Raw genomic sequence first — 12,072 nt, 5'->3', positions numbered from 1 at the left:
ATAGAAAAACCAAATATACTTAGTATGTTTGGTTTTTTTATTGTCTTAATTTTGCATATTATTTTAGTTAGCTCTGGTATAAATGCCACGCCAAATAAAACATAAGCAAACCAACGAACGCGTCCAGTATATTCCACGCTTTTGGTTTGATAAATAAAGGTTGTAGTAGCCTCGCCCCATATCCGAGCGCAAAAAAGAATATAAAAGAGGCACTGACGGCGCCGAGTGCGAAGGTAAGCTTACTACTTGCGCCTGTTGAAACCATGCCAACGAGCACCAAGGTATCTAGGTAGACGTGCGGATTGAGCCAAGTAAATCCAAAGCACAGTAGCAGGGATTTTTTTAGGCTGGTGACCACTTGCCCCTCGACAGTCAAAGCATGAGAGACACGCAAGCTTGCGTATAGACTCTGCAAACCGTACCCTAATAAGAACAGCACGCCTGCGATCTTGGCAATACTCACCACTTGCGGGAAGCGGGCGGTCACTGTGCTAAACCCTGCCACGCCCGCTGCGATAAGTAGCGCATCACTTACTGCGCAAAATAGGCAGATATAAAAGATATGCTCGCGTTTGAGCCCTTGTTTGAGGACAAAAGCGTTTTGCAAGCCAATGGCAATGATGAGCGATAAGCCAAGCAAAAAACCAGAGAGATAATCAGGGGCGTTCATAGTAATTTGCTCAAATAATCAGAGAGAAATGGTGACGTTTGCTTACTGGCAGCAGGGCAAAAAGCTGTTAAGATACGATATCAAGTCACGGCTTGCAAGCTATAAATCAATAAGCAAAACTGCCGCAAGTTTGGTTAAACGTTAGTATTAAAATAACAGGCGAGGAGTAGGGCCAGTCATGGTATTGAGTTTGGCAAGAATGCTACAGTCATTTGGACAAGAGCAAGATGACTTGCCGACTACGGCTGCCAAAAATGTCCAGCAGGCCGCTAGCATAGATAGTAAGACGCCAGTTCAAGAGCACTCGCAAAGCCTAGATGCACAAACCCCAGACGCACAAACGCTGGTGTCGCCACTGCGTGAACCTAAACGCGTTGAGCGTATCTGTGATGCGCTAGCGCAAGTAAGCAATGTTGGCACACCAACGCCGCTCACTGATAGATATCTGGCAAATCGTGCCAAATGGCGCTCGCCTAATCGACCTCCCTTTGATCCTGATACCTTATGGTATCTCAAACATGGACGCTGCCCGATTATGACTGAACTGGTTGAAGTGGTCGACGAGGCCACTCTAAATGCGATGCCGATTGAGGCAGTTGCTATCCTTGACCGTATCAATGGTAAGCTCAAACGCTACCGCGAGTGGAGCCAAGAGCTAAACGAGCAGCAACAGCAGCAGCACAATGAGCGTCAGTTTGTTATTGATAAGCTGGTCACTGAGAGCATTCCAGAGGCCTTATATCACTATGAGCAATTGCAGCGTTTTAGTCCGCACCGCACCAAGAACAACATAGCGCAGGGCAGTATGACGGCAGGGGATATGCTCACTGATTTGTTTTTAGAGATCGATTATGAGCTTGATGAGCTATTAGATGAGCTTCATCAAACCGTGCTCAATCGCCTAGCTTCAACGCACCGTTATGTCAAAAGTCGTACGCAAAATTAATGACCATTAAAGCGATAAAAGGAAAAAGCCATGACCCAAGTGACCGCTATGTTTGTAATGTTTATCCTATACGGGGTACTACCAGCAGCGGGTATTTATCTGGGTTATCGCGGTATCAAAAAGCTTAGCGCGCCCAAAATGCTTGAATACGAGGCTATGCCGCAATTGGGTTATATTCCAGAAAAGAGCCTGCCAGACGATGTCAAAATAGCTTTGACTCAGATTAATACCAAGGGCGAAAAACTATCTTTGATTTACGGCGATACCAATAATGATGGCAAAATAGATGACAAAGACACGGTGAATGAAACCTATATCATGATCCAAAACTTGATGGACAGACACATTCCGCAAGCGGTCGCTGATTATCGCCGTTTGCATGATTTAGACGGCGCGCGTGCCGATACCACAAAAATAAAAAACTCCAATGTCACTGGTAAAGAGGCCTTACTTGAGGTACTAGAAACGATCAATAGCCAATTCGATGATTTGCTTAATGCGTCTTATCACCAAGACGGGCAAAAGCTGCTGGTGACCAATCGCTATTTGCAACAGCGTTTTGATAATCCTACGCAAGACAATGATGTACAAGTGCTACAAACCACGCGTTTAGACAAGGAGCACGATAAAAGTACTCAGGACACCACTATCTAGTTAGTCCATGAGTAAGAGGTAAACCAATATGAGTATTTTAATAGGTATAGGTGTCGCAGGTACAGTAGCCACCGTTTATATAGCCAGAAAAGGTTGGCACGCATTGCACAAAGCTGTTGGTATTACTCCAGGTGTGCTTACTTATCATGACTCGCAAACGCCAAGACTGCTCAATGACACAAGATGGCAGCAGCTTGAGTTGAACAAAGAGCATTTAAGCTGCTTACCTAGCAGTCAATTGCGCCAGCTACAGCGTATTGATAATAAAGTGGTCAGCTATGATAACTATCAAAAGCAGATGCAAAAGCAAAATGTAACACCTGCGATTAGCGAATCACAATTTATTGTCAACAAGCTATTACAAACAAGACTGCCTGAAATGTTGGCGAGTTACTATCAGCTTATGACGATAGACGGTCATGCTAACACAAACCGTTATGAGAGACAGAGTGAAGCTAACGATCTATTACAGCAAGTGCTAGATAATATAGAGACGCGCTTAGATAACTTATTAGAGAGCGTAGAGCGACAGCATCTGCAAGATTTAAAAGTGATGAAGAGTTATATCGATAGTCAGAACATTTAAAGGTTTGTAGTTAAAAGAAAAAATAAAAAGCTGCCAATGATAATGATCACTGGCAGCTTTTGGTTTTTAGAAGACAAGAACTTATAAGATATAAATACTTAGCTTAAACACTAACGCTTGTCATTGCGATCACGAGTATTACGCGCTGCGCGGCTAGCAGGACTAGCGCTACTTTTAGACTTCTCGCTATTGCTGCTAGTACTACTACGATTATCACTACTTTTACGACTGTCAGAGCGACGCGCTTTTAGCGGCTTGTTTTTGATACGCTCTTGCTTGTCTTTTGCCGCACCATGGAGGCCTGTGCCGTAACGTGGACGCAAGCTGACCAAGTCAGTTAAAGTGTTGATATCTTTTTTGTCCAATTCGATATGACGACCTGTACGCAGCTCTTTGGGTAGATCGATACTACCATAGCGCGTCCGCAGTAGACGGCTAACTTTAAGACCTTGCGACTCAAAAAGACGGCGAACTTCACGGTTACGGCCTTCTTTGAGTTGCACATGATACCACTTATTGACGCCTTCCCCGCCGCCCGCTTTGATGTCATCAAACTGCGCCATACCGTCCTCTAACATCACGCCCGAGGTCAGATTGCGAGCGATTTCTGGGGTGACTACACCGAGTATCCGCACCGCATATTCACGCGTGATCTCACTTGAGGGATGCATCAATCGATGTGCCATCTCGCCGTCATTGGTGAATAACAGCAAGCCTGAGGAGTTGATATCCAAGCGACCGACCATGACCCAGCGGTCATGAGTTAGTTTAGGCAAACGCTCAAATACCGTCGGACGACCTTCTGGATCACTAGCTGAGCAAATCTCACCCTCAGGCTTATAGTAAGCGATAACGCGGCGACGCTTTTCGTTCTCGCTTGTGTATTTGATCTGACGACCATCAACGCGGATCTCATCGCCTGGGCTGACGCGATCGCCAATGGTCGCAGGGCCGTTATTGACCGTGACGCGCCCAGACTTAATGACCTCTTCCATCTGACGGCGTGAGCCAAGTCCCATACGGGCTAGTGCTTTTTGTAGTTTTTCATCTTTCATAGTCATTCCTTGAGTCGGTTGGAGCTACATTTCTCAATGTAGTAGGGATAAAATTATCAGCGGCTATTCTACGCTAAATACGCTGGCTATTCTACGCTAAGTACGCAGCCTTAGCGTAAGAGAACAGCAAGTAGATAATGGGACTAAAAATAGTTCACCTATTAATCACCAGTTAATAACAGTATGATATTAATTTGCTTATTCGAATATAATGATAAGCTAGTGTTAAAACTTACTTTTTTATTATCATTTAAAACAAGATTGAACGTTATTCGTTTAATAGCTAACCACTTATGTTATTATGGCTTTGTTTTTTGGAGCTAGTATGAGGGTCGATTTAGCTCATATTATTGTAGCGCGGTTATTATTAAAGTTCTGTTATCGTTTACTTGTTATGGTTTATAAGGGTCTTTTATTATGCTTCAATCCTCTAAGCTACTAGGTGCAACAGGCTTACTGCTTATCAGTTTGCTGTCTGGTTGTGCGACGACAACGATAAATTCAGGATTACAAGCGGGTGATTTGCCACCTGTTGGCAGTTTTACCGCAGACAATGGCTTGCAGTTTAATATTCAGCCGCTTAACCTAGCGACCCTGCCAGCACCAAGAGTGGCACAGCCGAACAATGACATATATCAACTTATAGCGAGCTCCACTAAGAAACAGTATCGTATAGCGTCAGGTGATATCTTAAGTATTAATCTTGCTGGTTATCCAGACATGGCACCAGCCGCTTCAGGTGGCACGAGTCCTGCTGCCTCAGGATATCCTGTAGACCAACAAGGCTTTGTACAGTTTCCACTTATAGGACGTATAAAGGCATCAGGTTTAAGCGTGCCACAGTTCACAGAAAATCTACGTGGTAAGCTACAGCGCTATCTTAAGTTTCCAGATCCGCAGGTTAAAATTGTAAATTACCGCGGCAATAAGTTTTTTATCGATGGTGAAGTCAGACAGCCTGGCGAATTTACTATTGATGATGCACCTGTATCTTTGTATAGTGCAATTTCTTTGGCTGGTGGTGCTACTGCTGCAGGTGATTCGAATAGTATTGTACTTAATCGCAACGGTCGCAACTACAACATTGGCTTGCAAGATTTGCGTCAAATAGGCGCATCAGGCAACCAGATATACTTACAAGATGGTGACTCTGTTCATGTTAATAGCCAAAGCCGCAACCAAGTCTATGTGTTAGGCGAGTTTGGTCAAGTTGCGCCAGTACCAATACTAGAACAAGGATTAAGCTTAGCTCAGGTTTTGGGTGAGTCACAAGGTCTTAACTCCTTTACGGCTAATGCTGCCAAAATATATGTCGTTCGAGATAATCCAGGATATGGGCGTACCAATATCTATTACATAGACATGCAAACTATTACCAACTTTGCCCTTGCCAATCGCTTCGAGATGCAGCCCAATGATATTCTCTATGTTGATCCTACAGGTTTGACGCGTTGGAACCGTGTGCTTAGCTCACTATTACCATCCACTTCTGCTATTAGAAGCCTTTCAAACTTGTAATATATATCTGATAAAATTTAGGTAGTTTTAGTATGGCATTTGAGAATATTTTAGTCGTTTGTGTAGGTAATATTTGTCGTAGTCCTATAGCAGAGGCACTATTAAAAGATCAGTTCCCACAAAAGCATATCGAGTCAGCAGGTCTTGGAGCGCTCGTTGGTAATGCTGTAGATCCAAAATCGCAGCAAGTGATGACGCCATATAACATAGATATGTCAGATCATATTGCAAAGCAGATAGATGAGCATCTAGTCATGAAAGCAGATCTTATCTTTACCATGTCAGACAGTCAGACGAAGTGGATAGAAGAGCGCTGGCCGCATTGCCGCGGCAAGACTTTTAAGATAGGTCATTGGAATGACAAAGATATTGCGGATCCTTATCGCCACGATATCTCTTTGTTTGAGACCGCAAGACAAGATATCATGAGTAGTCTTGAGACTTGGACGGACAAGATCATTTAAATGATACTGACAAATAATTAGCATTCAACTATTAAACCTAAATGATGAACATAAAGTTATGACTTCAGATTCAAAGAACCTATCAAAGCCTGATATGGAAGCCAAGAATGATGTGGATCTATTAGCGCTCGCATTTTCGATACTGCGTGGCTGGAAAACTATTCTATTTTTTGCCTTGTTAGGTCTATTAATAGGTGTCCTATATAGCCGTTATGAAACAACAACCTTTAGATCGGACGCCTTGATTCAAATTGAGTCCGGCTCTAACGGTATAACAGCGCTCGGCGCTAACGTCTCAGATTTGGTATCATCAGAAGCAGGTCCTGCACAGACAGAAGCTGAGCTTATCAAGTCTCGAATGGTACTTACCCCTGTGGTCAACTCGCTTAATCTGTCTATTGCCTTGAGCGATCCTACTGTAGATGCTATAGATAAAATTGTCACCAATCGCTCTTATACACAAGAGAACCTACCCAAAAGCGTACTATTAGCGACTAGCGATGGCAAAGCACAGATCAGCCAATTTGATGTATCAGAAGACTACTTAGATAAATCTTTTACTTTAAGTAGATCAGCGACTGGTTTTATTTTAAGTAATGATTTGGACATTTTTGAGGGAGACTTCGATAAGACGTATCGGTTCAAAGGTACAAAAGGTATTATCGATATCGTTGTTAATGATTTGCCATCTAATGAGCATCCTATTTCGATCACTAAAAGATCCTTACAGAATACAACCGATGCCATTAATGGTGCTTTGACCGTAGCAGAGGTTGGTGGTGATACCGGTATTATTGAGCTGACGATGATTGGGTCAAATCAAGATCAAATCAGCCGTATCTTGCGACAAATTGTATTGTCCTATATGGAACAAAATAATTCGCGCGGTTCAGAGGAAACCACGAGAACACTCGAATTTATCGAAACACAAATACCAGATCTTAAGCAAAAGCTTGAAAACTCTGAGGCAACGTTTAATGAGTTCCGTACCCAGAACAATACGATAGATATTGGTCAAGAAGCACAGTTGCTGTTAGCAGAGAATGCACGTATCGATAGTCAGCTCAGTGAGCTACGACTCAAAAAAGCAGATCTAACGACGTATTATACTGAAGAGCATCCACTAGTCATTCAGATTAATGATCAAATAGCAGAGCTACAGAGTAGAATACAAACGATAGATAGTCGAATAGGGAATTTACCTGAGATTCAAAGAGAGTTTTTGCAACTTTCAGAAGACGTCAGTATCAATAGGGAGATTTACTTAAACCTACTCAAAAACTATCAGCAGCTTAAGATAGCAAAAGCGGGTCAAGTAGGTTTTGCACGTATTATTGATCTACCTATCAACACCTATCGTGCTATTGCGCCTAAGCAATCTTTAATCATATTTATAGCGGCGTTAACAGGATTATTGCTTGGCATTATGGCTGTAATACTGAAAAATATGCTACGAAACGTTGTCAAAGATCCCGAGCGCCTTGAGTCGAGAACGGGCGTACCAGTCGTCGCGACTGTTCCGCGCTCACCGTTACTGACTCGATTAAACAAAGGCAGTAAGTCACCTAGCCGTCTGTTAGCACATACAGATAGCAATAGCTTAAGCTACGAAGCTATTAAGAGTCTGAGAACCAGCCTAATGTTTGGTATGCCAAAAGAGGGTAGAGCAGGTCAGCGTGCAAAGGTAATCTTGATCACGGGTGAGAGTCCTGGAGTCGGTAAGTCTTTTATCTCATCTAACTTATCTGAAGTGTTCGCACAACTGAACAAAAAAGTATTGATTATCGATGCAGACATGCGCTTGGGCGAGCTGCACAAAGTATTCAATATGAGTCAAGACAATGGCCTCGCAGATTACTTCCAGCAAGATAGCCATGCACTAGTAGATATCGTTCATCCTACGACATTGGATAATGTAGACTTTATACCCAGAGGTAAGCAGCCCCATAATCCTGCTTCGCTACTATCTAGTGACAAATTCAGTGCGCTAATGACTGAGCTTAATGCACACTATGACTATATTGTTATAGACTCGCCGCCAGTACTAGCAGCTTCAGATGCTATGATTATATCGCAATACGCGGATAAAGTGCTGATGGTCACTAGATACGATCAGTCTATAGAGGGGCAATTGGTTTATGCGGTCAAACAAATGAACAAGGCTAATGTTCAGGTAGATGGTATCGTCCTCAATGATGTCAAACAAGGGCTTATGAGCAAATATAGTTATCATTACAACTATGCTTATGGTAATGATAAATAAAGCTTACCAAGCAAGCATTCGCCATAAAATAAATCGATATTTAATATATACTCACATTAGTTGAGTATGCGTTGATGTCTTGTTATTTATATTCTATTAAAATTAGTCTAAGGAAAGTTATGTTCGATACCAATAACCTAAAAATAGCAGTCATTGGTCTTGGCTATGTTGGCTTGCCATTAGCCGTTGAATTTGGTAAGCAGCATTCGGTGATTGGCTTCGACATCAATGCAAGTCGTATTGCATCATTACAGGCAGGGACAGATCATACCTTGGAAGTTAGTAAAGAAGAGCTCTCTCAAGCAAAGCATCTAAGCTATAGCTCAGACATTCAAGCATTAAAAGACTGTAACTTCTTTATCGTAACGGTACCAACTCCTATTGATGACTATAAACAGCCTGATCTCACACCTTTGATTAAGGCATCAGAGGCTATCGGTGGCTTGCTCAAGTCTGACGATATCGTCGTCTATGAGTCAACGGTCTATCCTGGCGCAACCGAAGAGGTCTGTATACCTGTACTAGAAAAGGTATCAGGACTGACATTCAATCAGGACTTTTATGCAGGCTATAGTCCAGAGCGTATCAACCCAGGTGATAAAGAACATCGAGTGACCAATATCCTCAAGGTAACCGCAGGCTCAACGCCACAAGTTGCTGATTTCGTCGATGAGGTATATAACTTAATTATTACCGCAGGCACTCATAAAGCGCCCAGTATCAAAGTAGCAGAAGCTGCCAAGGTGATCGAAAACACCCAAAGAGATGTCAATATTGCTCTGATTAATGAGCTAGCGGTTATCTTTAATAAGATGAATATCGATACCGAGGCTGTGCTGACTGCCGCAGGTACGAAATGGAACTTTTTACCCTTTCGTCCAGGTCTAGTAGGTGGTCACTGTATCGGTGTTGACCCTTATTACCTCACTCATAAGGCGCAAGCTATCGGCTATAATCCTGAGATTATACTAGCGGGTCGTCGTCTGAACGATAGTATGGGCGAGTACGTCGTCACGCAACTGGTCAAGACTATGATCAAAAAGCGCATTCAGGTCGAAGGCGCAAGAGTGCTCATATTAGGACTAAGTTTCAAAGAGAACTGTCCTGATGTACGTAATACCAAAGTAATAGATATCGTGCATGAGCTAGAAGAGTACAATATCGAAGTGGATGTCTATGATCCGTGGATAGACAGCAGCGAGGCTGAGCGCGAGTATAATATTACACCAGTTAGCGAACCATTAGCCAATCAGTATGATGGCATCATCCTGGCGGTTGCCCATCATCAATTCATTGACATGGATATAGAAAGCATACGCGCATTGGGCAAAGACGATCACGTACTCTATGATCTCAAATACGTGTTTAATAGAGATAAAACAGACATCCGATTATAAACACTTCAAGTAATAGAGAGTATCATGACAACCACATATGACATCATCAAAGATAAATTGAGAAACGAGCCGAGGACATGGCTTATTACAGGGGTAGCGGGTTTTATCGGCTCTAATTTGCTTGAGACACTATTATTGCTTGATCAAACAGTGGTGGGGTTAGACAATTTTGCCACAGGCTTTCAGCATAATTTGGATGAAGTAAAAAGTTTAGTAAGTGTTGATCAGTGGGAAAGATTTACGTTTATAGAAGGTGATATTCGTCAGTTAACTGATTGTTCGAAAGCATGTCAAGGCGTTGATTACGTGCTGCACCAAGCAGCGCTAGGCTCAGTACCGCGCTCTATCGCTGATCCTATCACGACCAATGAGACTAATATCTCAGGATACCTAAATATGCTAGTTGCCGCCCGCGATGCCCAGGTGACCAGCTTTACTTATGCCGCTAGTAGCTCAACTTATGGCGATCATCCTGCGTTGCCAAAGGTAGAAGATGCTATCGGTAATCCGCTGTCTCCATATGCGGTAACTAAGTATGTCAACGAGATATATGCTGATGTATTCGCTCGCACTTATGGCTTCCAGACGATTGGTTTACGCTATTTCAATATCTTTGGCAAGCGTCAAACACCAGATGGCGCGTATGCTGCGGTCATTCCGAAGTGGACATCGGCGATGATTACTGGAGATACGGTCTATATCAATGGTGATGGCGATACCAGTCGCGATTTTAACTTTATCGAAAACGCGGTACAGGCCAATATCTTGGCCGCAACTGCCAACGATAATGCCAAAAACGAAGTCTATAACGTCGCTGTTGGAGGTCGTACGACACTTAATACGCTATACGTGGCTCTAAAAGAAAACCTATCGGCAAACGGGGTGGACTACGCGCAAGAGGCTGTATATCGCGACTTCCGAGAGGGAGATGTACGTCATAGTCAGGCAGATATTAGCAAGATACAAAACGCACTTGGCTATGCACCGCAGTTCAACATTACGCAGGGTATAGAAAAAGCGATGCCTTGGTATGTACAAACCATACAATAATTCTACTATTACTATAAGCACAAATATTGATAACACTGGAAGTTTAATTGTTAAATGCCAAAAAAATAAAGTCTGCAACTGCGTGGTCACTGATTGAAACACTAGTTACAATGGGATTAGGCGTATTCTCAATAATCTTCTTAGCTAAAATACTTACACCTGAAGATTATGGAAAAATTGCCACTGCTCAATTCATATCAGGTTTTGTACAAATAATTTTAAGCTTAGGGTTAAATGAAGTTGTAATACAAAGAAAGCAATTGAACGATAATGAAGTTCAAACGTTCTGGACTGCAACAATTGGAATGTCTATATTTTCATTATTAGTCTGTCTAATTATTAGTTTGGTTCTTTACATGAATAATCAAGCTATTATTTCAAAGGTATTAATCTATGAAGGTATTAGTACCTCATTGATATTGTTGTCCATAGTTCCAACTGCATTATTAATGCGTAATTTAGAACTTAAGATATTTGCTTATAGAACTATAATTTCAAGAGTTACTTTCTTTATTTTTGCTATACCATTGGCTTATTCTAATTATGGCTTATGGAGTATAGTATATGCAAACATAGTACAGTCGTTTGTTTCATTTCTATTGTTGTATTTTGCAACAAAAAGCTTAATACCGAAAAAACTATCTTTTGATAAGAAATTTTTCTTAGATTCTATAAATTTTGGTTTTTACGTTATGATAGAAAAACTACTGTGGAGCTTCTTGACTAGAGTCTTAGGTATCTTAATTACAATTTTTCATGGTCCTACAGCTCTAGGGTTGTATCACATGGCGACTAAACTAACAGATACAGCATTGAATATATTAAATGCTGCAGTAACAAGAATTTCACTGCCGATTTTTTCTTCAGTTCAGGACAATAAAGATAAGTTACTATTCGCATTTCAATCTTCTACTTATTATTTTAACTTACTATCTGTTCCGATGTTTTTAGGAATGGCATTAACAGCAGGTTATTGGATACCGTTAATTTTAGGTGAGAAATGGAATGATATTATTCCACTCTTGCAAATAATATCAGTAATGTATGCAATAATGTATAGTCGTATGTTCGTTGGAATAGCCATCAAGGCTTTAGGAAGGTCTAAAGATTTTTTATATTTATCGCTTATAGCAGCTATTGTTACTGTGATTGCTCTTGTTCTAACTAAAAACTATAGCCTTACTACAGCTTTATTAGCTCTAGCTATACCTAGGATAATAATCACTATCCCTTTAGGTATATATTTAATGAAAAATATATGTGATTTTTCTATAACTGAACAGCTGATCCCATTAAAGATTCCGATTATATTGGGTATGCTTGTTACGATAACTGTGTTGTTAGTACAGACTATCTATCAAGAAAGTTTATTAATAAGTTTAAGTTTACAAGTATGTATAAGTACCTTCTTATTTCTCGTCATTATATTAATATTATTTAAAAAAAATCATTTAAAATGGAGATGATTA

At 41.3% G+C, this 12,072-nt stretch carries 11 protein-coding genes; 9 read left to right on the top strand and 2 right to left on the bottom strand.

The annotated features are described in order from the left end of the window. Nucleotides 1–67: 67 nt before the first annotated feature. On the bottom strand, nucleotides 68–670 hold the full coding sequence (locus ACTXGE_RS09775) for a LysE/ArgO family amino acid transporter (protein WP_443541353.1): 603 nt from the start codon (nucleotides 668–670) through the stop codon (nucleotides 68–70). A 199-nt stretch (nucleotides 671–869) separates the two neighbouring features. Between ACTXGE_RS09775 and ACTXGE_RS09770 the strand changes: the two genes are divergently transcribed. The 3 genes from ACTXGE_RS09770 to ACTXGE_RS09760 are packed head-to-tail and all read left to right on the top strand — an operon-like array spanning nucleotide 870 to nucleotide 2,856. Then, nucleotides 870–1,616: a hypothetical protein gene (locus tag ACTXGE_RS09770; protein WP_443541354.1), complete on the top strand. Its 747-nt coding sequence runs from the start codon at nucleotides 870–872 to the stop codon at nucleotides 1,614–1,616. A 30-nt stretch (nucleotides 1,617–1,646) separates the two neighbouring features. Beyond that, nucleotides 1,647–2,270, top strand: a complete 624-nt coding sequence (locus ACTXGE_RS09765; protein ID WP_435950453.1) for a hypothetical protein — start codon at nucleotides 1,647–1,649, stop codon at nucleotides 2,268–2,270. Nucleotides 2,271–2,298: 28 nt separating this feature from the next. Beyond that, nucleotides 2,299–2,856 carry a hypothetical protein gene (locus tag ACTXGE_RS09760; protein ID WP_443541355.1) on the top strand — a complete coding sequence of 186 codons (558 nt, stop codon included), beginning with the start codon at nucleotides 2,299–2,301 and terminating at the stop codon, nucleotides 2,854–2,856. Nucleotides 2,857–2,966: 110 nt separating this feature from the next. Here ACTXGE_RS09760 and rluB read toward each other — a convergent pair whose 3' ends face one another. After that, nucleotides 2,967–3,911 (bottom strand): 23S rRNA pseudouridine(2605) synthase RluB, encoded by a 945-nt coding sequence (gene rluB / locus ACTXGE_RS09755; RefSeq protein WP_443541356.1) that lies wholly within the window; start codon nucleotides 3,909–3,911, stop codon nucleotides 2,967–2,969. A 417-nt stretch (nucleotides 3,912–4,328) separates the two neighbouring features. Here rluB and ACTXGE_RS09750 point away from each other — a divergent pair, with 417 nt between their 5' ends. From ACTXGE_RS09750 to ACTXGE_RS09725, 6 genes are all read left to right on the top strand, one after another. Further along, complete coding sequence (locus tag ACTXGE_RS09750) at nucleotides 4,329–5,429, top strand: polysaccharide biosynthesis/export family protein (RefSeq protein WP_443541357.1); 1,101 nt, start codon at nucleotides 4,329–4,331, stop codon at nucleotides 5,427–5,429. A 32-nt stretch (nucleotides 5,430–5,461) separates the two neighbouring features. Further along, a complete protein-coding gene (locus tag ACTXGE_RS09745) occupies nucleotides 5,462–5,893 on the top strand; it encodes a low molecular weight protein-tyrosine-phosphatase (RefSeq protein WP_443541358.1) in 432 nt (143 codons plus the stop codon). Nucleotides 5,894–5,951: 58 nt separating this feature from the next. Next, on the top strand, nucleotides 5,952–8,156 hold the full coding sequence (locus ACTXGE_RS09740) for a polysaccharide biosynthesis tyrosine autokinase (RefSeq protein WP_443541359.1): 2,205 nt from the start codon (nucleotides 5,952–5,954) through the stop codon (nucleotides 8,154–8,156). Between the two features lie 119 nt (nucleotides 8,157–8,275). Further along, a complete protein-coding gene (tviB, locus tag ACTXGE_RS09735) occupies nucleotides 8,276–9,553 on the top strand; it encodes a Vi polysaccharide biosynthesis UDP-N-acetylglucosamine C-6 dehydrogenase TviB (protein WP_443541360.1) in 1,278 nt (425 codons plus the stop codon). A 24-nt stretch (nucleotides 9,554–9,577) separates the two neighbouring features. Then, nucleotides 9,578–10,603 (top strand): NAD-dependent epimerase/dehydratase family protein, encoded by a 1,026-nt coding sequence (locus ACTXGE_RS09730; RefSeq protein WP_443541361.1) that lies wholly within the window; start codon nucleotides 9,578–9,580, stop codon nucleotides 10,601–10,603. 47 nt (nucleotides 10,604–10,650) lie between these two features. Further along, nucleotides 10,651–12,069, top strand: a complete 1,419-nt coding sequence (locus ACTXGE_RS09725; RefSeq protein ID WP_443541362.1) for an oligosaccharide flippase family protein — start codon at nucleotides 10,651–10,653, stop codon at nucleotides 12,067–12,069. Nucleotides 12,070–12,072: the final 3 nt, after the last annotated feature.

This window comes from Psychrobacter sp. T6-4 (assembly GCF_052258425.1).
GTDB lineage: Bacteria > Pseudomonadota > Gammaproteobacteria > Pseudomonadales > Moraxellaceae > Psychrobacter.
Note: the sequence above shows the minus strand (reverse complement) of the source record. Positions and strands in the feature narration are given on the sequence as shown.